This window comes from Pseudomonadota bacterium (assembly GCA_016711215.1).
GTDB lineage: Bacteria > Myxococcota_A > Polyangia.
This window is the reverse complement of sequence record JADJTL010000001.1, coordinates 1,055,992-1,080,846: the sequence shown is the minus strand read 5'-3', so window position 1 is coordinate 1,080,846 and position 24,855 is coordinate 1,055,992. Positions and strand designations below refer to the sequence as shown.

Sequence of the window (24,855 nt, the reverse complement as noted above, 5' to 3'; positions counted from 1 at the left end):
GGCCCGCTCGCGGTCAAGCTGCAGCCCGGGGGGTGCCCCGCCGCGACGGCCTGCCAGCTTAGAGACCGCGCCCCACGAGACTCCGCGTGAAGGAGATCGCGCCGCCGCCCAGATCGGTGCCGCCGAGCGTAATCGCGTCGCTGATCACCGCAGCGGCAAGCGGCGCGAGCTCGAGCACGATCGTGCAATGATCCGTCGAGCTCGCGGGCAAGGCCGCGCTGCAGCTCCCTCCGGTTCCGGGGAAGGCGCCGCCGAGGTAGCGAATGGCCGGACCGGCCGGCGCCGTCGCTACCGGTGCAAGGTCGTCGAGGTCGGTGGCGCCGAGGTTGGCGACGTAGAGCGTCTGGGTACGCGTCGAGCTGCCATCGGGCGCGGCCGCGACCGCCCCGAGGTCGATCGGCCGAGCGAGGTCAGACTCCCCGGGGAAGGCCCTGACCACGATCGCTGGCCGACCGGTAACCAGCCCTGCCAGCGCGAGCCTGGACAGCCCCCCCGGCCCCGTCCCTGCCGCCGGCGTCCACGCGACCTCGAGCAGGCCGGTGGTGACGCCGCTGTCCCGAAAGCGCGGGTCGAAGGTGACGACGACCTCGCAGCGCGCGCCCGCAGCGACGCTGCCGTTGAGCGCGCAGGTGCCGCCGCTCCCGGGAAACACGCCCCCCTTGAAGGCGAAAGCTGAACCCGTCAGCGTCGCGCCCGTGATCGAGGCGCTGCTGCCGCCGAGATTGGCGACAAAGAAGCTCTGTTCGCGCGGCTTCCCGGCGAGGCCGAAGTCGAAGCCCCCGTGCTGCTCCTCTTGCCCGGCCCACGAATGGAGCTGGACCACGGGAGCGGTCGTGGCGGTACCGGCCAGCGCGCGCTCCGCGAGCTGCTCCCCGCCCGCATCGACGTAGCGCAGGCCGAGCCGGCCCGTCTGCGCCTCCTCCCCGCTCGGCGTGAAGGTCACGACCACCGTGCAGCTCGCGCCCGCCGCGAGCGTCGCGGCGCCGCAGGTTCCACCCGTCCCCGGGAAGCTGCCACCCGTCCAGTTGAAGGCTCCCGCGAGGAGGCCAGCGTCGCTCAGCGTGGCCGCGAGGGCGCCATCGTTGATCACGTAGAAGGTATGGTCGAGCGCCTGGCCGCGCAGCCCGTAGTCATAGGGCCGGCTGCCGCTGGGCCATCCGTCCGAGTAGTCCGCCACGCGCAAGAAGGCCCGTGCCGTGCCCCGGCCCGTGACCTCACGCCGCGCCGATCGGAGCTCGGCGCCATCGTGGTACTCCAAGGTGATCGCGTCGTTGCTCCCTTCACTCGCGCTCGGGGTGAAGCGCAAAACGATCGCGCAGGTCGCGCCCGCGGGCACGGTCGTGCCGCAGGAAGCCGCGCCTGCCGCGGGACCGAGCGTTCCCGGGTAACCGTCCGGATAGCTGAAGGGGGCGCCAGGCCCTTGGGCACTGAGGCCGGTCGCCGCCTGGGCGCCGAGATTCCTCACGTAGAAGGTTCGGTCGCCCGTACGCCCGAGGCCGACGATGCCGAAGTCGTGCGGGTCGCGGTGGGCATCCTCTCGCTCGCGGTAATCGACGATGAGAAGCTCCGCTCGCGTTGTCCCGGTGCCGATGAGCGCGCGCGTATCCGAGGCCGCGATGAGCCCGCCACCGCGAAAGTACGTCGCGATGACCCTGCCCTGCTGCGTTCCGTCCGCCGTCGGTGCGAAGGCCACCCAGATGCTGCACTTCGCTCGCGGCTCGAGCTCGCCACTGCAGGCTGGGGGGTCGTCTGGCGATCCACCGCCGCCGCTCGGATCCGGATCCGCCTGATGGACGGCGAAGGCCGCGCCGCTGGGATTCGCCCACACGCCCTCCGCCTTCTCGGCACCAACGTTGAAGAGCACGAAGCGCCGCACGACCTGTCGGCCGACGCCCACCACGCCGAAGTCGAAGGCCACCGGCAAGGGAGAGCCGTGCTCTTCGGCCACACGCACCAGCGCCTGCGCCGTGCCCGCTCCGGCCAGCGCCCGCGTCGCAACCTGCGCCTCGACACCATCGTGATAGTCGACCGCCAGCGCTCCACTCTGGAGGCCTTCGGCCGTCGGCTCGAAGTCGACGATCAGCTCGCAGGCCTCGCCCGGTGCGAGCGTGGCACCGCAGCTCCCGCCCGCTCCGGGGAAGCCAGCGCCGCGGAGCGCGAACGCCGCGCTGAGCCGCGCGCCCAGCCCCGTCGCCGGCGCGCCACCTTGATTCTCCAGGTAGAAGGCATGCGACGTCGCGCTGCCGATCCCCTGCGTGCCGTAGTCGTACGCCGGCCCGAGCCGAACACGTCCCTCGAAGTCCGAGAGCGTCAGCACGGCGGTCGTGACGCCCTCGCCGGCGAGCGCGCGCGTGGCGGTCACCGTCGCGACCCCGTCGTGGTAGTCGAGCGCGAGCTGCGAGGTGTAAGGCTCCGCCGCCGGCGGGCTGAAGGCGACCGCGACCGTGCAGCTCGCGCCCACCGCCAAGGTGCCCGCGCAGCTACCGCCCTGACCCGGGAAGCTGCCGCCGCCTGCGAAGCTGAAGCCCGAATCCAGTGTCGCCGCGCTCAGGGCCGTAGCCGCGACCGCCCCGGTGTTGGTGACGACGAAGACGTGCTGGGCAGCGCGACCGACGCCGCTGCGGCCATAGTCATGCACTGCCCCGTCTGGCTGCAGCCCGTACTGCTGGTAGTACTCCTGCGGGTAGTCGCTGATCGTCAGCGCAGCCTGCTGCGTCGCCACGGCACGCAGGGCCCGCGCCGCCGCCGTATCCCTCGCACCGTCGTGGTAGACCAGCGCGAGGTTATCCGTGGCCGGGCCGGCCACCGTCGGCGTGAAGGTCACCACCACGGTGCAACTGGCGCCCGGCGCCAGGCCGAAGCCGCAGCTCCCACCAACGCCGGGGAAGGCCCCGCCGGAGAAGGCAAAGGGGGCCGTCAAGCTCAGCGCCGCCAACCCCGCGGGGGAAACGCCGCCGGTATTGGTCACCGTGAAGATGTGCTGCGCGCCGGCGCCGAGGCCAACCGTGCCGAAGTCGAAGGTGGGCCCGTCAGAGAGCGCCAGCAGCGCCGGCGCAGCAGCAACGCCCTTCAGCACACCGCGCGTGGTCCGCGTCGCCACGCCATCGCCGTATTCGACCACCAGCTCGCCCGTTGCCGCACCAAACGCAACCGGGGCCGCAAAGGTCACGGAGATGTCGCAACTCGCACCCGGAGCCAGCGCCGGGGCGCAGGTCGTGGCGCTGGCGCTAAAGGGCCCTGTCACGCCCGAGAGCGCGACGTCCGTCGCCGCCACCCCTCCGCTGTTCCGCACAAAGTAGGACGCCAGGCGCATCGACCCGACCACCACCGTGCCGAAGTCCAGTGCGCCCGCCGGCGCGAGCTCGAGTCGCGCCGGCGAGAGACCCGTCCCAGACAGGGCCCTCTCCGCACGCCCGGCCGCCGCGCCATCGTTGTAGTCGATGACGAGGCTGGCGCTGCCCAGGCCGACGCTGGTCGGTGCAAATGCGACGACCAGGAGGCAGCCGCTGCCCGGCGCGAGGGCCTCAGCGCAGGTGCCGCCGGTCCCGGGGTAGGCGCCACCCTTGAAGCTGAAGGGCCCGGCGAGGGCCGCCGCGCTCAGGCTCGTGGCCGCCGAGGCGCCGCTGTTCGTCACGGTCAGGGTCGCCTCGCTCACCGACCCCGTGGCTCGCGCACCGAACTCGAGCGTCGGACCATCGGAGATGGTCAAGATTGAAGGCGCAAGCGCCCTTCCTGTCAGCTCGCGCGTCACGCGCTGCATGGCCGCGCCGTCGTTGAAGTCGAGCAAGACGGCATCGGCATGCTCACCCGGCGCCGCAGGTTGGTAGTCGACAGAAATCGTGCAGCTCGCGGACGGGTCGAGCGTGGCACCACAGCTGCCCCCCACCGCCGCGAAGGGGGCCGTCAGCCCGCTGACGCTGATGGCCGTCGCCGTCACCCCGCCCTTGTTGCTGATCGAAAGCTGCCTGCGCGTGCTCGTCCCGACCGTGCGATCGCCGAAGTCGTGAGACGGTCCGTCGGAGATCGACAGCGCGGCTGGCGCGACGCCAAGGCCCTCTAGCGCCAGCTCGGCATGATTCGGATCGCCGCCGACACCGTCGACGACCACCATTCGCGCCTTTGCCGGCCCATTGCCCGCGGGTGCAAAGGTCACGACCACGGTGCAGCTCGCCCCGGCGCCGAGCGCCGGACCGCAGGTTCCACCGCTGCCCGGGAACGCGCCCCCCTTGAAGGCGAAGCCCTTCGAGAGGGTGGTCGCGCTCTCCAGTGCGCCATCGGTAGCCAGCGCGCCGCTATTGGTTAGCGTCAGCGCGACCTCGCTGGAGGCGCCAACGGACTGGCGGCCAAAGTCATAGGTCGGCGCCGCTTCGAAGCTCAGCGCCGCGCCAGTCGTTCCGCTTCCAGCCAGCGCGCGCGTCGCCTCCTGGGTGGCCGCGCCGTCGTAGTAGACCAGGGTCAGCGTGCTGCTCGCGCCTCCGTTTTCCGTCGGTGCGAAGGCGACGACCAGCGTGCAGCTCGCAGCGGGTGCCAGCGTCGTGCCGCAATCGCCCCCGACGCCAGGGTACCCGCCGGACAGCTCAAAGGGCGCGTCGATCGACCCGGGCAGCATCCCCGTCGCCGCCACCGCGCCGCTATTTCTCAAGGTGAAGGCGTGCGCCCGGGCGCTGCTCAGGGCGATGGTGCCGAAGTCGTAGGTCGGGCCATCCGAGAGCACGAGGAAGGCCGCAGCCGTCGCCGCCCCACGCAGCTGCAGCGCTGCGGCCTTGGCTTCGACCCCATCGTGGTAGCTGAGACTCACCGCCGAGCTGACCTCGCCGCTGGCCGACGGGTGATAGCTGAGGACGATCGTGCACGAGGCAAAGGGGAGGAGCACCGGTCCGCAGGTTCCGCCACTGCCCGGAGCGCTGCCTCCCGCGTAGGCAAAGGCCGCCGTCGGCCCCGCCGACGGGGTGATCGCGGTCGCGCTGACCTGCCCCAGATTGGTAATCACGAAGCTCTCTTCGATCAGGTCCCCCACGGCGACCGTGCCGAAATCGAAGCTGGCGCCCGCATCGAAGACCAGCTCCGCGCGACTGAGCCCGCGCCCGGCGAGCGTGCGCGTCGCGCTCTCGCTGCCGAGGCCACTGGCATAGTGCAGGGTCAGCGTCGCCCCAGCGTCCCCGGTCTCGGAGGGCGCGAAGGTGATCACGACCGTGCACGAGGCCAGCCCGTCCAACGCCGCCGCGCAGCTCCACCTGTGCCGGGATAGACGCCCCCCTTGTAGTCGAAGCCATTGCCCAGCGCCGCGGAGGATAGGCTCGCGGCCGCGGCAGCGCCGCCATTGTGGACGGTCAGGGTCTTGTCGACGCTGACGCCGATCGGCTGAGGTCCGAAGTCATAGGGCTCGCCCTCCGAGATCGACAGCGCCGCGGGCGTGATCCCGGCCCCTGCCAACCCCACTGTGGTCGGCTGCACCGCCTGCTGCCCCAGCGCTCCATTGTCATAGGCGAGGCTGACCGTCCCTCCATGCGCCGCCGCGTCGGCCGGCGTATAGACCACCACCAGCGTGCAGCTCGCACCGGCGGCCAGCGTCGCGCCACAGCTCCCCCCGCCCGGGAAGCTTCCTCCCTTGAAGGCGAAGGGCGCGGCGAGCGCGCCGGCGGCCAAGGCCCTCGCCTCGCTGCCCCCTGCATTGTTCACGGTGAAGATCTGCTCGGTCGTGGTCCCGATCACCCCAGCGCCAAACGAAAACGTCGGGCCGTCGCTGATCGCGAGAACCGCGGGTCTCCGGCCACCGCCGACCAGTGAGCGCTGCGCACGCTGCTGACGCTGACCATCCCAGTAGTCGAAGGCGAGGGTGCCGAGGACCTCGCCGGGAGCCGCTGGAGCGAAGGCGATCACCACCGTGCAGTTCGTGGCGGCGCCCAACATCGCGCCGCAGGTGCCACCGGCGCCCGGATAGCTGCCTCCCTTGAAGACGAAGGGAGCACCTACGGTGCCGACGAGCGCCGTGGCCGCAGCCCCACCGCCGTTATCGATGGTAATCGTCTGCTCGTCTGCGGCCCCCCCCACCACGGCGGTGAAGGCGATCGCCGGCGCGCCCGCAAGCTCCAAGAGCGCGACGGGGCCGGCCCTCCCATCGCCGCTCGACGCATCACCCCGCGCAGCACCACCATCGGCCTTCGCGCCGCCCCCATCTCTGGTGGAGCGTCCGCCATCGACCGTCCCGCCATCGCCCAGGACAAGGTCACCGTCGCCGCAGCCCGCAAGCAGCGGCTGAGCAGCCATCAACAAGGCGGCGAAAAAAAACGTGATGCACTTGCGGTGACCCATGGAGCTCACTCCTCCCGGCATAAGACAGTAGGACCCTCATCGACGAGCGGCGTCGCGAATTGAGGCGCAGTAGAGCGATCGCGCTCCATTCACCGGTTGCCAATTCACCGGTTGCCAATTCAGCGGTTGACAATTCAGCGGTTGACACTGCAGCCACGAGCGGTAAGAACCGGGTTGCTCGCCGCAGACCAAGCCTAACCTCGGAGGTCGACGCATGACCCGCACATCATCGATCTTTGCTCTGATGCTCGCCGGCGCCATGATGACATGGGGCTGCAGTGACAGCGAGGATAACGGCGCAAACCGCGACCGTGGCGCCACTCAGCGCGACGGCGGCACTACTCGACGCGATGGCGCCGCCGGCCAGCGCGACGCCACCCTCGCCGACGCCGCGACCAAGGGCGTCGTAGACCCGGCGCCGAACGCTGCCACTGCCGGCAAGCAGCGTTGCTCGGCCTGCCCCGACAGCACCGAGAGCAACTTCACGATCAGCGCGACGCAGACCTCGCGCAGCTTCGAGGGCACGGTCAGCGGAGCCACGGGCGATGGCGAGTTCTACGTGGTCAGCGAGGCCGGCCAGGCGGCGAGCGGCACCGTGCCCACCCGGGCAACTGGAAGCTTCGGCGTCGCGATCCCACTCTTCTGCGGTGCCCAGCTCGTGAAGCTGGTCTGGACCAATGGCGCGGGCCTCCTCGCCTTGGTCTACCGCGTGACCACAACAGGCTGCGTCGACGCCGATCTGCGCCTGACGCTCGCCTGGGACGAAATCGGCGATGACTGGGAGCTGCACCTGATCAAGCCGGGTGGCCACATCAACGACAACGCCACCGATTGCACCTGGACCTCGTGCATCAACACAACGCCGGACTGGGGTGTCGTCGATGACGCCAGCGACAATCCGAAGAAAGACGTCGACAACACCGGCGCCTTCGGCCCCGAGAACATCTACTTCTCGAAGCCGGAGCAGGGCGTCTATACGGTGATGGTCGAGCACTGGGGCGGCGGTGACGCCGCGTCGGATGGGCAGCTCATCATCAATCTCAAGGGCCGCGCGCCAATCGTGCTGCGCAAGGAGAACCTGGCGCCGCGACACGTCTGGACCGCCGCCACCATCGCCTGGCCTGGGGCCGTGGTCACGCCGCAGCAGACGGACTACGACTGCTCGGCCAACTGGTCTGGGGGCTGCAAGGCGAGTCTCCCCTGACGTCGTCATCGTCGGCGCCGAGACCACCCTTTGCCGCCCGGAAAGGGCACGCACCAACCATGAGCACCACACCGCGCAGCGCACCAGCGACCGCCCCCACGGGTCTACCGCTGGCCACCGCGCCATTTCCCAGCTCGCGCCGTATCTACGTCGAAGGCCGCCAGGAGGGCGTGCGCGTCCCCTTGCGCGAGATCGCGATCTCCGCGACGCCCACGCGTAGCGGCAGCGAGGCCAACGAGGCCATCTGCGTCTACGACACCGCGGGACCCTACGGGGACCCGGCCTACCACGCGGATCTGCGGCGTGGCCTGCCGGCGCTACGCCGCGCGTGGATCGCGGCCCGCGGCGACAGCGAGCCTCTCGCGGGCCTCAGCTCGGCCTTCGGGCGACAACGTCTCGGCGACCCGGCCCTCGACGGCTTGCGCTTCCCGGCCTCCGGCGCGCCGCGGCGGGCGCGCAGCGGCGCGAACGTCACGCAGCTGCACTACGCGCGACGCGGCGTCGTGACGCCGGAAATGGAGTTCATCGCCCTCCGCGAGAACCAGCGGCGCGAGGCGCTGCGCGATCCGGTGCTCTTGCGTCAGCACGCGGGCGAGCACCTCGGTGCAGTGATCCCCCGCAGCATCACGCCCGAGTACGTGCGCGACGAGGTCGCCCGCGGCCGCGCCATCATCCCCTGCAACCTCAATCACCCGGAGCTCGAACCGATGGTGATCGGCCGCAGCTTCCTGGTGAAGATCAACGCGAACATCGGCAACTCGGCCCTCGCCTCGAGCATCGATGACGAGGTGGGCAAGCTGCTGTGGGCGATCCAATGGGGCGCCGACACGGTGATGGACCTCTCCACCGGCAAGCACATCCACGAGACACGGGAATGGATCGTGCGAAACGCGCCGGTGCCGATCGGTACGGTGCCGATCTATCAGGCGCTGGAGAAGGTCGACGGACGGGCCGAGGAGCTGACCTGGGAGCTCTTCCGCGACACCTTGATCGAACAGGCCGAACAGGGCGTCGACTACTTCACGATTCACGCCGGCGTGCGGCTGCCCTACATCCCGCTGACCGCGCGCCGCGTCACTGGCATCGTCTCGCGCGGCGGGTCCATCCTCGCCAAGTGGTGTCTGGCGCACCACCGCGAGAACTTCCTCTATACCCACTTCGCCGAGATCTGCGAGATCATGAAGGCCTACGACGTTGCCTTCTCGCTCGGCGACGGTCTACGCCCCGGCAGCATCGCCGACGCGAACGACGAGGCGCAGTTCGCCGAGCTCGATACCTTGGGCGAGCTGACCCGCCTGGCCTGGGAGCATGACGTCCAGGTGATGATCGAGGGGCCGGGCCACGTCCCGATGCAGCTCGTGCGCGAGAACGTCGAGCGCCAGCTCCGCGTCTGCCAGGAGGCGCCCTTCTACACGCTCGGCCCGCTGGTTACCGACATCGCCCCCGGCTACGACCACCTCACCTCCGCGATCGGCGCGGCGATGATCGGCTGGTTCGGCACGGCGCTGCTCTGTTACGTCACGCCCAAGGAGCACCTCGGGCTCCCCGACCGCGACGACGTCAAGGAAGGCATCATCGCCTACAAGATCGCCGCCCATGCCGCCGACCTGGCCAAGGGCCATCCGGCGGCGCAACAGCGCGACAACGCGCTCTCCAAGGCTCGCTTCGAGTTCCGCTGGGCCGACCAGTTCGCGCTCGCGCTCGACCCCGAGCGCGCCCAGAGCTTCCACGATGAGACCCTGCCGGCACCCGCCGCCAAGCTCGCCCACTTCTGCTCGATGTGCGGCCCCCAGTTCTGCTCGATGCGGATCTCGCAGGAGCTGCGCGATGCGGCCAGCGCCCTCGAAACCGCCCTCGAAACCGCCGCCGCGACGACGCCCGCCAGCGAGGCAGCGCTTGACGCCGCGCTGGCCGACAAGGCCGCCGAGTTTCGACGCGAGGGCCTCGCCCTCTACCGCGAGGCCTGAGGCGCAAGCGCACGCGCATGGCCTGGCCTGCGATCGTATCCCCGCCGCGGCCACGAATGCATCCGTCACCTGATTGGCCGACCCCCTCGGCCGGGAGGTCCCCGCGGGCAAGCCGATCGCCACAGCGCCCATGCGCACAAGGCCGCGCACGTGATAAAAACGTCGCCATGCGCCACCCATCTCAGCCCCTCACCACGCGGGACCCCGCTCACGACTACCTCGGTCATGGACGCCGGCCGCTCGACGCCTTCTTCACGCCGCAAAGCGTCGCGGTGATCGGCGCCAGCGAAACGCCCGGCAGCGTCGGCCGCACCGTCCTCAAGAACCTGATCGCTAGCCCCTTCGGGGGCACTGTGTACCCGGTGAACATCGGGCGCTCGAGCGTGCTCGGCATTCGCGCCTATCCCACGGTCGCCGACGTCCCCGAGCCGATCGATCTTGCGGTCGTAATCACGCCGGCGCGCGTGGTTCCGGACGTCATTCGCCAATGCGCCGCGGCCGGCATTAAGAACGCCGTCATCATCTCCGCCGGCTTCAAAGAGCTCGGCGCTCCCGGGGTGGCCCTCGAGCAGGAAATCCTCCAGCACGCCCGGCTCGCCAAGATGCGCGTCATCGGCCCCAACTGCCTCGGCGTGATGAGCCCACGGACGGGCCTCAACGCCACCTTCGCTGCCGGAATGGGCCAGCCCGGCAATGTCGCCTTCATCAGCCAGAGCGGCGCGCTCTGCACGGCCATCCTCGACTGGAGCTTCCGCGAGCGCGTCGGCTTCAGCGCCTTCGTGTCGATCGGCTCGATGCTCGACGTCAGCTGGGGCGACCTGATCGACCATCTCGGCAGTGATCCCCACACCAAGAGCATCGTGATCTATATGGAGTCGATCGGCGATGCGCGCGCCTTCCTCTCGGCCGCGCGCGAGGTCGCCCTGAGCAAGCCGATCGTCGTGATCAAGGCTGGGCAAAGCGAACAGGCGGCCAAGGCAGCCGCCTCCCACACCGGCACGCTCGCTGGCAGCGATGCTGTGCTCGACGCCGCCTTCCGTCGCGTCGGGGTGCTGCGCATCCACCGCATCGCAGACCTCTTCAACATGGCCGAGGTGCTGGCCAAGCAGCCGACGCCGAAGGGTCCGCGCCTGACCGTGCTGACCAACGCGGGCGGGCCGGGCGTGCTGGCGACCGACGCCCTGATCGCCGTTGGCGGTCAACTCGCAGAGCTCGCCCCCCAGACCATCGCGGCCTTCGATCAGCTCCTCCCGCCCCATTGGAGCCACGGCAATCCGGTCGACATCCTCGGCGACGCCGACGCCGAACGCTATGCCAAGGCGCTGGAGATCGCTGCGCGCGACCCCAACAGCGATGGCCTGCTGGTCGTGCTCACACCGCAGGACATGACGGATCCGACGCAGACGGCCGAGCGCCTCGTACCCTACGCCCGGGCCACAGGAAAACCCGTGCTCGCGAGCTGGATGGGTGGCACGAGCGTCGACGCCGGCACCGACATCCTCAACCGCTCCGACATCGCCACCTTCCGCTACGCCGACGACGCGGCGCGGGCCTTCTGCTACATGGCGCGCTACGCCCAGGCGCTGCGCGCGATCTACGAGACACCGGGCACGTCGGGCGTTGCCACCACCAACGCGCCCGACATCAAGGCCGCCACGCAGATCATCGAGGAGACGCGCGCCGCCGGACGCACGCTGCTGACGGAGATCGAATCGAAGCGACTCCTGGCGGCCTACGGCATCCCGACGACGCCGGCCGCGGTCGCCAGCACGGCGCAGGAGGCCGTCGTGGCGGCCAAGGCCTTCGGTTATCCGGTCGTGCTCAAGATCCACTCGCTGACGATCACGCATAAGACGGACGTGGGCGGGGTACGCCTCAATCTCCAAGATGAGCGCGCCGTGGAGGAGGCCTTCGCGACCATCGAGCGCACCGTCGGTGAGCGGCTCGGCGCGAGCCACTTCCAGGGCGTCGTGGTTCAGCCGATGGTGCGCCATGAGGGCTACGAGTTGATCCTCGGCAGCTCGCAGGATCCGCAGTTCGGACCCGTGCTGCTCTTCGGCGCCGGCGGTCAGCTCGTCGAGGTCTTCAAGGACAGCGCGCTCGGGCTGCCACCGCTCACCGCCACGCTGGCGCGCCGGATGATGGAGCGCACCAAGATCGTCGAGGCGTTACGCGGGGTCCGTGGCCGCGCCCCGGTCGATCTCCCGGCCCTCGAGGCGCTGATCGTTCGCTTCAGCCAGCTCGTCGTCGAGCAGCGCTGGATCAAGGAATGCGACATCAACCCGCTGCTGGCCTCGCCCCAGGGCCTGATTGCGCTGGACGCGCGCGTCGTGCTCCACGGCCCCGAGCTCACGGAGGAAGAGCTACCGCGCGCCGCCATTCGCCCCTACCCACAGCAATACGTGATGCCGTGGAGCTTGCCCGACGGCGCGAGCGTGACCATCCGTCCGATCCGCCCGGACGACGAGCCGCTGATGGTGAGGTTCCACGAGACGCTCTCCGCCGACACCGTGCGCCAGCGCTACCTCCACGATATGCACCTCAGCCATCGCGTGGCGCACGAGCGACTGCAGCGCGTCTGCTTCAACGACTACGACCGCGAGCTGGCGCTGGTCGCCGAGCAGGGCGCTGCGCAGGGCCGCTCCATCCTGGCGGTCGGTCGCCTGAGCAAGCTGCCCGGTCGCGACGAGGCTGAGTTCGCGATCGTCGTCGCCGATCCCACCCAGCGCCGCGGGCTCGGCACCAAGCTCCTCCAGGAGCTGGTGCGCTTCGGCCGTGACGAGCACCTCCAGCGCATCGGCGCCGATATCCAGCCCGACAACCTCGGCATGCAGCGCATCGCCGAGCGCGCCGGCTTCACCGTGCGCCAGGTGCCCGAGCGCCAAGTCGTGCGCGCCACGATCGAGCTCTAGGCGCTCGCGACGTGGGCTAGTTTCGAGGGCGTGGCCAGCAAGGTCGCGCGCCGACTGGCCCCACTGGCTCGCGCTTGACGCCAGACTGACCCCACCGGCATAATGCCGCCCACTTGCGCCCCTGGCGCTGCCACCCTAGCTCAGTTGGTAGAGCAGCGGTTTCGTAAACCGCAGGTCACCGGTTCAAGTCCGGTGGGTGGCTCCGCTTGCTCCGACGGATCGGTGCTCCGCCTGCCTGCGTGCCTCTGCCCTCGGGAGCGGACCACGCTCGACGGGCGAGACCCTCACGGATGGCTTGGTCGCGACGGAAAGGGGCCGATGCGGGGCGCTGACGGATTTCTCTTCAGCTTCTGCCTGCTGGCGGTCTTCCTCCTGCTGGGGAAGGCGCTGCGCGTCCATGTTCCGCTGCTCCAGCGGCTCTTTCTTCCCTCGTCGATCATCGCTGGCTTCGTCGCGCTGGCGCTCGGCCCCTATGTGCTCAAGGCCATCCCCACCTGGGTTCTGGGCTACTGGCGCCAGATTCCCGGCATCCTGATCAGCGTGGTCTTTGCCTCGCTCTTTCTCGGGGTGCGCCTGCCCTCACCCAAGCGCCTATGGAGCATCGGCGGCCCCCAGCTCTGCTTTGGCGTGGTCACCGGAATGGGCCAGTACCTGGTCGCGCTCTTGACCACGACCCTCGTGCTCTCGCCGCTCTTCGGCACGCGGCCGATCTTCGCGACCATCGTCGAGATCGGCTTTTCGGGGGGCCACGGCACGGCCGCCGGCATGCGAACCACGTTCCATAAGCTGGGCTTCCCCGCTGGGGCGGATCTCGCGCAGATGTCCGCCACCGTCGGGATCATCGCCGCCGTGGTGCTCGGCGTGGTGATGATCAACGTCGCGATTCGCCGCGGCTATTGCGCGTGTTTGAACGAGCGACACGGCATCCCGGCCTACAAGCGGCTCGGCCTGATCCCGGAGAAGAAGCGCTACTCGATCGCGACCGCGACGGTGGCGACGGAGGCGATCGAGCCCTTGACCTTTCACTTTGCCATCATCGCCGTGGCCGTGCTGATCGGTTGGGGTCTGCTCGTGCTGCTCAAGCTGCTCCACCCGCGACTGGAGGCCTTTCCGCTCTTCCCCTTGGCCATGCTTGGCGGCCTGCTCGTGCAGGCGGTCGCCACGCCGCTGAAGATTACCCTGTACTTCGACCGGGACACCTTCGACCGGCTGCTCGGCTTTTCGCTCGATGTGCTGGTCATCGCGGCGATCGCGGCGATCCGCCTCGACCTCTTTCTCGATCACCTCTGGCCCTTCCTGATCGTGATGGCGACGGGAATCGGCTGGGTGGTCTTCACCACGGCCTTCGTCGCGCCGCGCATGTTCCCGAACTACTGGTTCGAGCGCGCGATCACCGAGTACGGCATGCAGACGGGCGTGACCGCGATCGGCCTGCTGCTGCTGCGCCTCGTCGACCCGATGTACAAGACCGACACCGCCACGGCCTTTGGCTTCAAGCAGATGATCTACGAGCCCTTCCTCGGCGGTGGCCTCGTCACGGCCCTCAGCCCGATCCTGATTCACGAGCTGGGCCCCTGGGTTTCGATGGCCGTCTCCGCCGCCATCATGGCCGTCTTTGGCGCGATCTCGCACTTCAGCGGTTGGACGCGCCGCGACCCCGCGCTCGTGTTCGAAGCCCCCCACGACCATCCCGTCGAGGACCTGCGCTAGCCGAGCCATCCGCCCTCCCGGGCGAAGCGCTCCAGATCGAGCTAGAAATAGGATAAAAAGTGTGCTGTTGTTCGCCGGTCAACCACAACGAGGAGGTGCGGACCGCGGGAAAGCTCTCGGGTTAGCCGAGCGCGACGCAAGCAATGCAACTGTGGAGGTTCGTCATGTCGAAATTCAAAGCCATGGCCCGTCCCTGCGACCCCTTCGTGGTCGGAGACCGGCCCGACACCGACCCGACAGGCGGCGACAGCGCGCGCAGCTCCTCACCCCCGAAACCCTGGTCCGCACGTCCAGCTCTGGGAGGCACCAGCGAGACGAGAGCCCGCCGCCTGACCCAGGGAGCCCTGGTAGCCCTGGCCCTCGTTGGCCTGGGCAGCGGCTGCGACAGTAAGAAGAAGACCGGAGACTACGCCAACGGCAGCGTCAGCCTGAGTCTGCGCAGCCCCGAGAGCTTCACCGCCCCCTTCTGCGTCGCCCTGCAGGTCGGCGCGGCCGGAGTGGCGCCGATGCGGGCCGAGCAGTCCTACCCCGCCGGCACGGTCGTGATCGAGACGGTGATGCCCAACCTCCCGGTGGGGACGGACCGCGAGGTCGAGCTCGGAATTTTCCGCGATGGTAGCTGCGACCCGGATTTCAAAGGGGCCGACTGGTACGGCAGCGCCTCTGGCGTGGAGATCCGCCAGGGTGACGTAACCATCGTCCAGCTCGTCCTGCGTGCCGGTGGGAGCGAGGAGCTCACGGGCTCGGTCGTCGTGCGCGCCGAGTCGGTCGAGATCCGGCGCTTGCACGCCGAGGTGGTCGACCCGATCTCGACGCCAGTCGCCGGGGCCTCCTGCCAGGTCTTTGCCGGCGCCGACCCGCTGGGCACCGTCGTCAGCGGCTCGGATGCGGCGACGCTCGGGGTGATCGACGCGGACATCCAGGCGCCTCCTGGCACCCCAAGCCTGCGCTTGGAGTGCCGCCACCCGGTGTACGCCGCGGCCTCCAAGGACGCGCTTTGGGTCGCCAGCGGGCTCGGCGCCACTCAGGGCACCTTCGTCGCCACCGTGATCATGCGGCGACGCGTCGAAATCCTGACCTCGACGCCGGAGCGCCTCACCTTCCGCTTGACGCTTCCGCCGCTCAAGCTGGCGACCGTCGCCACGGACGCAGGCACCTTTGAGCGGATCGTCGAGCAGGACCAAGGCTTCGGCACGCGACAGGACGCCCCTTCGCTGCCTGAGGTGCCGACCTACACGGCGATGGTCGCCGCGCCGCTCGAGGGTTCAGCTACCGTCACTGTCCTGCCGGAGGGCGAGGGCAGCGCGAGCCAGGCTCGGCTCTATCCAATTCAGCCGCAGCACCGCGATCCCGGCGGTGAAGGCGCGCCGACGGCCGAGCCCGTGCGCTTCGTCTTCGACGCCCAGGCCTACGACGCGAGCGCCACCTCGATCAAGGACGTGCGGCAGCGCGCGGTGCAGCAGAGCGAGGACGGCAGCTTCGTGGCGATTGAGCTTCCTGCAGCCGAGTATCTGGCCAGCGAGCAACGACTGGTCCAGTACAGCTCCCTGCTCGTCGATGTCACGTTCAAGGGTGCCCCTTGCTTCAAGCGCGTCCGCACGGCCTCCGGCTTCGACATGGACGCGATCGATCAGCGGATCGAGCGCGCACCCTCGTCGCTGGCCTCGACGGCGCTCAACCGCGCGCTGTGGGAGGTCTCAACCTGTCCGATCTTGGTCCGGCCGATCTTCTTCGGCGCGCGCTTCGTGATCGTCACCGCGCCGGCGTTAGTGGCGGCGGCCAACGACCTCGCAGCACACAAGATCGCCCGCGGTCTCAGCACCGTGGTCGTCACGACGACGACCACCGGCGCCACGGCAGCGGGGATCCGCAGCTACCTGCAGAATGCCTACAGCAACTGGTGGATTCGCCCGCGCTACCTGCTCCTGATGGGCGACGCCGAGCTGATTCCCACACACTATCCCGGCGCCAACAATAGCTGGGATGGCGTCAAGAACGGCGGCGACCAGCACTACGGCCAGTTTGGTGGCGGCAGCACCTCAGTGCCGCTGCTGGGCATCGGCCGCTTCCCGGTCGACACCAATGCCCAGGCGCAGGTCATCGTCGACAAGGTTAAGGCGTTCGAAAACGCCCCGCCGAGCGTCTTCAATGCCTTCTATGACAACTACAGCTTCGCCGCGCAGTTCCAGGACAACGACGTCAATGGCTTCGAAGACCGTACCTTCGCGCGCACGGCAGAGGTCATTCGGGCGCACGTCGCGGGCCTCGGCTGGAACGTCCAGCGCATCTACCGGGATGCACCGACCACCAATCCGACCACCTTCTACGACGGCGTGGCGGTCCCCTGGTACCTGCGCAAGCCGACCTTCCCCTGGACGGGCACGACCGCCGATGTGACCGCGGCGTTCAACGACGGGCGCGCGCTCTTCTTCCACCGCGACCACGGCTGGTGGGATGGCTGGGGCACGCCGAGCTTTGGCACCGGCACCCTCGCCGCGGTCGCCGTGGCAGGCCACGAGTATCCCTTCGTGCTCAGCATCAACTGCGCGAGCGGGATCTTCGACAACGAGGCGAGCGAGACCTCGGGCTCCGGCTACTCGAACGCGGGCAGCGTCTATTGGGCGGAGTCCTTCCTGCGCAAGGCGGACGGTGCCCTGGCCGTGATCGGCGATCAACGCTCGAGCGGTTCGTCGATCAACAGCGACCTGGCCAAGGGCCTCGTCGACGCCATCTTCCCCAACCTGCTGGCCTACGGCGCGGCCACCAGCGTGCGCCGACTCGGCGATGTGCTCAACGCTGGCAAGGGCTATCTGACCTCGCTTGGCTATGGCGCCGCCGATCTAGAGCAGGAGATGACGATCTACAACCTGCTCGGCGACCCGACGGTCTTGTTCCGCACGCGCGGTCCCCTACCGGTGATCGTCGTCGGCCCCGCCATCGTCAGCGGCGCGCTACGAGCGACCATTCCGCCCCCGAAGTACCCTCCCGGGCCGAACCCCTGCCTGACCTGCCCGCCCCTCGACCTCTCGCAGATCGCCGTGGTCGTGCAGGACGCCAAGGGCAACGTGGTCGCGCGCGGCTTCGCGGCGGCGGACGGCAGTGTGAGCCTTCCGCTGGGCGAGGTCGATCCCCGTGGGATGGTGGTCACGGCCTCCGGACCCCAGGTCTTGCCGGCGACGGTCGCCGTCGAAATATCGGCCCCTTCGCCGATCTGAAACGTCCTTCCTGATCGCCTCGTCCCCTTCCCCCTGAGCTGGCCACGCGCGCCCGGTCGCCACCCGGCTCCTCGATGCCCCTCATCCATGGCTGTCCAGTTAGGAGGAAAGCGGTGCAAGAACGATCGGTTGAGCGAGGGGCTTGAAGAGCAGGGCTGGGCGTGATCAGCTCGGCGGATGAGCATGCAAGGCAGCGATGTGCGGGAGGTGTTCGAGGCGATTCTGCCGGACGAGGCGCTGACGGCGGTGGTGCAGGCGGCTGGGCTGCAGCAGCGCGAGCGGCGCCTGAACGCGCTGGTGTTATTGCGATCGATGGTGGTGTCGGCGTCGACGGGGAGGGGCGGGCGGCAAGCGGACGCGATGAAGATGTATTTCGAGTCTGGGGGGCCGCGGGTGGTGCGTGGTGGCTTCTAAGGGTGGTTTGGGCCGGCGCTGGAGCGAGCGATGGAGGGGGTGCGGGACCGCGCGCTTGCATATGTCGCGGGGCAGGCGCTGGACCTGCCGGGGCTGTTGGGCCGTACGGCGCGAGACTGGCACATCGTCGACGCGACAACGGTGCGGCTCGCCGATGCGCTGATGGACGAGTATCCGGGCGCCGGGGCATATGCGGCGTTGAAGGTGCACAAGCGCTATTCGGTGGGGATGGGGACCACGGTGGCGTATCACCTCAGCCCCGCACGCGAGCACGACGCGCCGCATCTAAAGCTCGACGAGAGCTGGCGTGGCCTCGGGCTGTTGGTGGACCTGGGCTATGCTTCGCTGAAGCTGTTGTCGAGCTGCGACCGCTACGGCGTCTCGTATGTGCTGCGGCTGAAAGAGAATTGGAAGCCGAAGGTGTTGCACGTCGCGCGTGGCAGCGTCAGCCGCACGTTTGCGCCCGGAACAGACCTCGACCTCCTGCTGCAACGCGAGGTGCTCAAGCTCGACGGCAAGGTAATCGACGCCGACGTCGAGCTCTGGCCATGGGTCGCGCGTGGTCGGTGCACGGCTGGTGGGCGTCTCGACCCCAAAGGGGTACTGCTTCTATCTAACCAACCTCGCTCCCGACGTTGCGCCACGTGCTGTCGCCGACCTCTATCGGGTGCGCTGGGAGATCGAACTCGACAACAAGCTCGACAAGTCCTGTTTGCGCCTGGACGACATCGGCGCCAAGACAGGCCCTGCGGTGCGTGCCCTGGTGCACGCCGCGATGGTCGCTTCGGTCATCGTTTGCATGCTTGCGCACCATCACCGCCGCCGGGAGGCGCCTCCCCCTCGCGGCAGGGCCGAGCGGACGAAGCCGCCGCTGCATCCACAAGCCCTCGCGCGTATGGTCGCCGTCGCCGCCTTTGCCATTGGCCGGGCCTTTGAGCTCTCCGGCCGCGAGGCCGACCTCGAGTGGCGTCGCCTCGCCGAGCTATTCAACGGCGAGACCGACCCCAACTGGCGGCGCCGCCCCTCCGTCCTCGACCAAATGCGCGGTTGGCGCATCTCCCCAGGTCAGCCCAAACGGCTCCGTGTTGCCCACGCTTCGCTTAACTGATCACGCATGGTCCCAGAACGTATTCAAGACAAGGACGGCCTCGACGTCCTGCGTCTGCTTCGATTTGCCGACACCGGGCACCTCGCCAGCACGCTGACGAAGCTGGCAGCAAATCCCATTTCCGGGGATGTCACGCAGCAGGCCCGCACTCTCCTCGAAGCTCTCTTCGGCGCTTGCGCGAGCGTCGGAGCGCAGATGGCCGTTCGCGCCAGCGTCGGACTCGAGGACGAGCTCGCCATCGCCATCTCCTGCGAGGCGCTCGCACTGCGCCTTCTCGACGCCTGGACGCCATGATCATCGGCGCGGCTGGAGACATTCACGGCGCCATGAACCGCCTCTACGAGGACGTTCTTGCGTTCGTGGGGAGATGTGGGGAGATGGCCCCGACCGGGGAGATGGCCCCGACCCGGGTTCGGGAGATGGCCCAGACTGAACCGCCCCGGGTTCGCCGGAGACTCGGTTGTCTGAGTCAGGCGGCCCTGCCTTGGGTAGCCTGAGACTCGTAGAACGCACGCTCATACTCCACCGGCGGGACCCAGCCAAGAGGCTCGAGCAGCCGCCGGTGTGTTGAACCAGTGGACCCAGGTGAGGGTGGCAAACTCAACGGCCTCGGCGTGACGCCAAGGACCGCGCTTGCGAATGAGCTCCGTCTTGTACAGGCCGATGACCGACTCGGCGAGCGCATTGTCTTAGGAGTCGCCGACGGTGCCGACCGAGCCCTCGATGCCGGCCTCGGCGAGGCGCTCGGTGTAGCGAATCGACAGGTATTGCAGAGGCTCCAGTGCTGGACGCAACTCCGCCCAGCACCTCCCTTGGATCACCGTCGCGATCGGCGGTCAATCACGATCGCTCTGCTTGAGCCTCAAACCACCCAGCCATCGCGACGTGCCGGTCCCCGCTAGGTTCCTCGCCCCAAGGGGTTTCCGTCGACCGTCCGGACTTTGCGATCGCCCTGCCCCCTCCGCCTAGTGCTTCTTGCTCGGCGGTCGAAGATCGGCGGTCGAATGGCTTGGCGCGCGGCGCTGGCCGCTGAGAAGCCCCGACCAGCCAGCGCTAGTCTAGGCAAGAGCGAATACTGGAGTCCCACGCCGCCCTGAGCTAGCGTACGCCTGTCAGAGGCCCTATGCGAGACGCGCCGTCGTCGGCGATTGACGACCCACGGGAGGAGAGCCACCGGGGATTTCTTCAACCGCCTGAGATCGGGGTGCGTCCAGGGCGGGCGATTTGCGCCGGGCGGAGGTCGCGAGCGGTCCGCGCGCGGCGCACGGCGCGCCGCCCAGGTCAGGGCGACCGAGAGGCCGCAGACCGCTCGATCGATTCGACGCCCAGGCGCCGACCGAAGCAGCAGGAGCGGAGCAGCAAGCAGTGCAACGCGCGAAGCCAGTCAGTTCCCCTTTCGCCACCGGCGCAGCGGATCACCGCGAGCGCGCTTCACAAGGTCGGGCTGGCGGCACCGACCTCGACGTGACTGCCCGGGTACAGCCGCGGCAAGAGGAGCTCTTCCGCAGCCTGGAGACCAGCGACGGCATGGCACCCGGCGCGTCGTCGCAAGGTAGCCCCAGGGGCCCGGACCACCGGCGATCGTACCGCATTCGTCCCGCGACCGATCGTCAACCGCGCCTCGTCACCGCCGGCGGCGTCGAGCTTGATCTGCGCGATCTCAGCACCACGGGGAGCAGCGTCATTTGGCGCCGTCCCGATGCCGGTGGCGCCGACATCAGCTCGGTGGTGATGCATCTCCCCGACGGTACTTCGTTCAGCAGCGCGCTGCGCATCATGCGAGTCGATCGCCAGGACGACCGCACCCTTCACCTCGGGGTCCGGTTCGAGTCACTGACGTTGCAAGCGGAGCGCTCGCTCGCCAACTTCATGATCCGCGAGTTGCAGGGGCGCGACGCTGAGCTCGGCCGGTTGCTTTCCGCCCCGACGGCGCTGCGTTCCACTGAGCGCCACCTGATCAGCCTCTTGCTCCGACGGCACGCGGCGGAGGGCCGCCCCGTCCACGCCTTCCACGGGCAGAAGCGCATCCCCTGGTCCTTTCGAGTGGTCGGTCTCGACGTCGAGAGCACACCTGGTCGCCTGGCCCTTCAACCCTTTGGTCCGGACCAGGCCGACACTCCAGCACGCGCCTTTCGCGACGAGGGCCCCTTCACCTTCGAGCTCTCAGGCCCGATGGCCGTCACGCTCTTCTCAAGCGCCGTCCAAAGCGTCGGGCACGGCCAGGTGATTGTCGACTTCCCCGACGAGGTCCTTCAAACCGGCTTTCGCCAATCGCCGCGCGTGCGCCCGAGTCCGCAAGATCGCGGCGAGGTCGCGTTGACCCACGATCGCTATCCGGAGAACGCGATACGAGGGCCACTGGCCAGCGTAGCGGCGCGGGGCTTGTCGCTCTCCCTCGACACCTCGGGCCGCCCTCTGGTGCCCGGCGACCACCTCCCGCAGTTACTGGTCACGCTGCCAACCGGTCCCGTCGAGGCGGCGGGCATCGTGCGGGGGACCTCCGGCGATCCATCCACGGGCCAGATAATCTGCGGCGTCGAATTGCTCGACTTCGGCGGAACCAAGGACAGCAGGCGTTGGCACGACTATGTCTTTCGCACGGCCTTCCCTCGGCTGGCGGGCACCAGCGAGACAGGGGCGAGGGACGCCTGGGACCTCCTCGACGCCTCGCGGTACCTCGTGATGTGGACGGACCCCGAGGCACGGAGCAACCTTCGCGCTCGATTCGTCGGTTCCTGGTCCGAGGCGTCGCCTGAGCATAACCACCGCCTGATCTTGCGAAGCGCTGATACCCACCGGGCCGGCATGATGGCGACCCTGCTCTACCCGGGAACGTGGATGATCCATCAAATCGGGGTCGTCGAAGCCGAACGGCGGCGGGGCGATCGCAGTTGGTTCAGCTACGTCGTCGAGCTTTACGCCGGCCTGACCTACCTGTTAGAGCATCTCGGCGCGCTGGAGCATCTGCTGATCTACTTCGCTGCCGGCAAGAGCTGGAATGATTTGGTCTACGGTGAATTCGCTCGGCGCTACGCCGCGCCGGGCCGGTTGACCTACACGGAACTCTCGGTCTTTCGCGCGATCGGTAACGCGTCACCGGCGCCCCCTCTCGGCCAGCGCCCCGCCACGCCTCACGTCGTCGGCACGGACGCTGCCCCGGAACTCTGGTCACTGGTGCTCGTTTACGCGGAAACGCAGCTGACCCCGCTGGAGCGCTCCGCGTTCGGCTTCGACGACGCATCCGTCGATCTCGCGGACTTCAGCGCGCGCTGCCGCGAGCAAGGCCACCGTCGCGCCCGCTCGCTATACGTCGCCTTTGATCCTCACGGACCCACGGCCGCGCTGCTGCTGGAGACGGGAGACGAAGGCATCAACGTCTTTGGCCTGATGAACACCTGCAGGATCCTACCCCTGAACGGAGGCTGGCCCGACGCTGAGACGCTCGCAGCCCTGCTGACGCAGGCCCGTGCGCACTTCGACCGAGCGCAGGTGCAACAACACCTGCTCCTTGCCCCCCCATCTCTGAGTGCGGAGGACCGCGCCGTACTGGGCGCGCTCGGCTACGCCTACGTCTCGGAAGGACTCCGTTGGCTCTCGCGCAAGGAGGTCCTGCCGCTTTGGATCGCCTACCTCGATGACCTCTTGGCGAGCCTGGCGCTCGAAAAGGAGCTCTCATGTCTTCCCCCAGTCACCACGAGCGACTGAGCGCTGTCCCCACCCTGGACCGGGACCGATGGCAACCCACGATCCTCGACCCCTCGGCCGGGGAGGACCGCGAACAGCTCGCCGCGCTGCTCTCGCGAGTGCCAGGCATTCAGATCGCCGATGTGCTGCAGCAGCAGCTGACCGAGCTGATGGAGGTCCGGCACCCGAAGGAGAAGCTGACAGGAGGCCAGGCCCAGCAGCTCATCACGGCACACCTGGGCGGCTCGACGCAGGAGACCTACGGGCGCTGGGTGTATTTCCCGTGGACTGAACAGCTCGTTCGCACCCTTCCTGAGCCCGAGTTCCGCGAGGTCCGCCTGAGCAGAAATCGCTACAAGATCACCCCGGAGGAGCAGGACGCGCTGCGCCAGCACCGCATCGGCATCGTGGGTCTCTCCGTCGGCTATGCGATCGCCACGACGTTGGCGATGGAGGGCGTCGGCGGGGAGTTTCGCCTGGCCGACTTCGACGTCATGTCCCTCTCCAACACCAATCGCGTCCCCTGCGGCGTCGCCGCCCTGGGCACCAACAAGACGGTGATTGCCGCCCGGCGCATGTTCGAGCTCGACCCCTACCTGAAGATCGAGATCTATCGCGAGGGGCTGACGGCGGAGAACCTGGAGCGCTTCTTCGGCCACCCCGAGCCGCTGACGCTGCTGATCGAGGAGTGCGATGACCTCTTCATGAAGATCCTCCTGCGCGAGCAGGCGCGCGCACGTGGCGTCCCAGTGCTGATGGAGACCAACGACCGCGGCCTGCTCGATATCGAGCGCTTCGACAAGGAACCCGACCGACGGCTGCTGCACGGACTACTGGACGGCGTGTCGGCCACTTCCGTTCGCGGCCTGACGGTCAGGCAGAAGGTGCCGATCATCTTTCGGGTGCTTGGTGGAACGGCGATGTCGACGCGCCTCGCGGCCTCCCTGGCCGAGATCGATGAGACCATCACCGGGTGGTCTCAGCTGGGGTCTGGCACGATGCTCGGGGGAGCGGTCGCCACCGACGTCGCGCGGCGCCTACTGCTCGGCGAGCTCAACGAGTCCGGGCGCTTCTACATCGACGTGCAGAACCTCGTCGCCGACGGCGCGGGTGCGCTCGTCAACGGGACCGCGATCGCGACTGAAGACACGACGGAGGGCGGTGCGGCCTCGGAGGCATTGGCCGCCGCCGTCGGCCGAATGACCTCGAGCCACGAGCGCTACGGCGGGGCGCCAGGCGCCATATCGGTCGAGGACGCTCGTTTCCTGGTCGAGATGGCCGCGCTCGCGCCCTCGGGTGGAAATCGGCAGCCGTGGCGCTTTCACTTGCTGGCAGACAACCGCATTCGCTGCGTTCTCGACACCGTGCGCGCCGGCGACTCCTTCCTCGACTACGGCCTGAGCGCCGCCTACGCGGCATGTGGCGCGGCGCTCGAGAACTTCTGCGTAGCGGCCCACAGCCTCGGGTTCACCACGCAGGTGGTGCGCTTCCCGAATGCCGGCGACCCCACGGTTGCCTGGGAGACGCAGTTGACGCAGAGCGGCTCGCGCGCCGAACGCAGCGCTGCCCTGCAGGTCCTGGAGGCGCGCTGCACGAATCGCCGCCTCGGCCACCGCACACACCTAACTGCGGAAGAGCACGGCGCCCTCGCGAAGTCCGCCGTGAGCGCCGGCGCCGAGCTCCTGCTGCTCGGTGACGACGACACAGCACTCGAGGCGCTGGCCAGCTACATCGGGAGGGTCGACCGGTTCCGCTTCTTCTGCCGGCGGCTCTATCGCGAGATGATCGAGGAGGTCCGCTGGACGCCAGCAGAGGCGGAACGCACGAGGGACGGCATCGACCTCGCGACCCTGGAGCTCGACGCCATCGACACCGCAGGCATGCATCTCCTCTCCAAATGGTCGACCGTCGAGCTGATGAAGCGCATCGGTGGCCGGCGGGTCGAGGACCTGGGCCAACGCACCGTGCGGGCCTCGGCGGCGATCGGATTGCTGAGCGTGCCCGGTATCGCTGCGGCGGACTACCTCGCCGGCGGTATCGCGATGGAGCGGGTCTGGCTCGAGGCAACGCGACTGGGCCTCGCCTTCCAACCGCTGGCGGTGGCTCCCTATTTGTACGCCCGCCTGGAGCGCGGAGGGGGCGAGGGCTTCGATCCCGGCGAGGTTCGCGAGCTGACCGAGCTTCGCCAATGGCACCGTGAGCTCTTCGGCGGGACGGATCCTCGCGCGGAGGTGCTGCTCTTCCGCGTCGGTCACGCCCCGGAGCCCCGAAAGCGCTCGTTGCGGCGACATGCCGAGGATATCCTGCTCCTCGATCTGGAAAGCTGAAG

The 24,855-nt window shown here is 68.8% G+C and carries 12 protein-coding genes, 1 tRNA gene and 1 pseudogene; 11 read left to right on the top strand and 3 right to left on the bottom strand.

Annotation, left to right across the window (positions count from 1 at the left end; all coding sequences use genetic code 11):
• Positions 1–58 precede the first annotated feature (58 nt).
• Together IPL40_04220 and IPL40_04215 are read right to left on the bottom strand one after the other, a co-directional pair.
• Positions 59–5,215 carry a choice-of-anchor D domain-containing protein gene (locus IPL40_04220; GenBank protein MBK8480370.1) on the bottom strand — a complete coding sequence of 1,719 codons (5,157 nt, stop codon included), beginning with the start codon at positions 5,213–5,215 and terminating at the stop codon, positions 59–61.
• Positions 5,185–6,312 carry a choice-of-anchor D domain-containing protein gene (locus tag IPL40_04215; protein ID MBK8480369.1) on the bottom strand — a complete coding sequence of 376 codons (1,128 nt, stop codon included), beginning with the start codon at positions 6,310–6,312 and terminating at the stop codon, positions 5,185–5,187. Before IPL40_04215 ends, IPL40_04220 begins: the two co-directional genes overlap by 31 nt.
• A 214-nt stretch (positions 6,313–6,526) precedes the next feature.
• On the opposite strand from IPL40_04215, the gene IPL40_04210 reads away from it, so the two are divergent.
• The 9 genes from IPL40_04210 to IPL40_04170 all read left to right on the top strand — a co-directional run bounded on the left by IPL40_04210 (position 6,527) and on the right by IPL40_04170 (position 19,136).
• Positions 6,527–7,516, top strand: coding sequence for a hypothetical protein (locus IPL40_04210; protein MBK8480368.1), 990 nt, complete (start codon positions 6,527–6,529; stop codon positions 7,514–7,516).
• Positions 7,517–7,575: 59 nt separating this feature from the next.
• Positions 7,576–9,483, top strand: a complete 1,908-nt coding sequence (thiC, locus tag IPL40_04205) for a phosphomethylpyrimidine synthase ThiC (protein MBK8480367.1) — start codon at positions 7,576–7,578, stop codon at positions 9,481–9,483.
• A gap of 167 nt (positions 9,484–9,650) precedes the next feature.
• Positions 9,651–12,395 carry a bifunctional acetate--CoA ligase family protein/GNAT family N-acetyltransferase gene (locus tag IPL40_04200; protein MBK8480366.1) on the top strand — a complete coding sequence of 915 codons (2,745 nt, stop codon included), beginning with the start codon at positions 9,651–9,653 and terminating at the stop codon, positions 12,393–12,395.
• Positions 12,396–12,524: 129 nt separating this feature from the next.
• Positions 12,525–12,597, top strand: a tRNA-Thr gene (locus tag IPL40_04195).
• Positions 12,598–12,713: 116 nt separating this feature from the next.
• Positions 12,714–14,105: a sodium:glutamate symporter gene (locus IPL40_04190; protein ID MBK8480365.1), complete on the top strand. Its 1,392-nt coding sequence runs from the start codon at positions 12,714–12,716 to the stop codon at positions 14,103–14,105.
• Positions 14,106–14,269: 164 nt separating this feature from the next.
• Positions 14,270–17,320 carry a hypothetical protein gene (locus tag IPL40_04185; GenBank protein ID MBK8480364.1) on the top strand — a complete coding sequence of 1,017 codons (3,051 nt, stop codon included), beginning with the start codon at positions 14,270–14,272 and terminating at the stop codon, positions 17,318–17,320.
• Positions 17,321–17,497: 177 nt separating this feature from the next.
• Complete coding sequence (locus IPL40_04180) at positions 17,498–17,734, top strand: hypothetical protein (GenBank protein ID MBK8480363.1); 237 nt, start codon at positions 17,498–17,500, stop codon at positions 17,732–17,734.
• 30 nt (positions 17,735–17,764) lie between these two features.
• Positions 17,765–18,670, top strand: coding sequence for a transposase (locus IPL40_04175; protein ID MBK8480362.1), 906 nt, complete (start codon positions 17,765–17,767; stop codon positions 18,668–18,670).
• Positions 18,671–18,848: 178 nt separating this feature from the next.
• Positions 18,849–19,136, top strand: a complete 288-nt coding sequence (locus IPL40_04170) for a hypothetical protein (protein MBK8480361.1) — start codon at positions 18,849–18,851, stop codon at positions 19,134–19,136.
• A gap of 221 nt (positions 19,137–19,357) precedes the next feature.
• On the opposite strand, the pseudogene IPL40_04165 reads toward IPL40_04170, so the two are convergent.
• A pseudogene (locus IPL40_04165) lies at positions 19,358–19,612 on the bottom strand (transposase).
• 694 nt (positions 19,613–20,306) lie between these two features.
• On the opposite strand from IPL40_04165, the gene IPL40_04160 reads away from it, so the two are divergent.
• A complete protein-coding gene (locus IPL40_04160; GenBank protein ID MBK8480360.1) occupies positions 20,307–22,547 on the top strand; it encodes a PilZ domain-containing protein in 2,241 nt (746 codons plus the stop codon).
• Positions 22,517–24,853, top strand: coding sequence for an Rv1355c family protein (locus IPL40_04155; protein MBK8480359.1), 2,337 nt, complete (start codon positions 22,517–22,519; stop codon positions 24,851–24,853). The genes IPL40_04160 and IPL40_04155 overlap by 31 nt, the downstream gene beginning before the upstream one ends.
• The last annotated feature ends 2 nt before the right edge of the window (positions 24,854–24,855 follow it).

Excerpts from the sequence above, each read along its gene's own strand:
- IPL40_04215 (MBK8480369.1), bottom strand. The coding sequence starts at position 6,312 with ATGGGTCACCGCAAGTGCATCACGTTTTTTTTCGCCGCCTTGTTGATG.
- IPL40_04210 (MBK8480368.1), top strand. The coding sequence starts at position 6,527 with ATGACCCGCACATCATCGATCTTTGCTCTGATGCTCGCCGGCGCCATG.
- thiC (MBK8480367.1), top strand. The coding sequence starts at position 7,576 with ATGAGCACCACACCGCGCAGCGCACCAGCGACCGCCCCCACGGGTCTA.
- IPL40_04200 (MBK8480366.1), top strand. The coding sequence starts at position 9,651 with ATGCGCCACCCATCTCAGCCCCTCACCACGCGGGACCCCGCTCACGAC.
- IPL40_04190 (MBK8480365.1), top strand. The coding sequence starts at position 12,714 with ATGCGGGGCGCTGACGGATTTCTCTTCAGCTTCTGCCTGCTGGCGGTC.
- IPL40_04185 (MBK8480364.1), top strand. The coding sequence starts at position 14,270 with ATGTCGAAATTCAAAGCCATGGCCCGTCCCTGCGACCCCTTCGTGGTC.
- IPL40_04180 (MBK8480363.1), top strand. The coding sequence starts at position 17,498 with ATGAGCATGCAAGGCAGCGATGTGCGGGAGGTGTTCGAGGCGATTCTG.
- IPL40_04175 (MBK8480362.1), top strand. The coding sequence starts at position 17,765 with ATGGAGGGGGTGCGGGACCGCGCGCTTGCATATGTCGCGGGGCAGGCG.
- IPL40_04170 (MBK8480361.1), top strand. The coding sequence starts at position 18,849 with ATGGTCCCAGAACGTATTCAAGACAAGGACGGCCTCGACGTCCTGCGT.
- IPL40_04155 (MBK8480359.1), top strand. The coding sequence starts at position 22,517 with ATGTCTTCCCCCAGTCACCACGAGCGACTGAGCGCTGTCCCCACCCTG.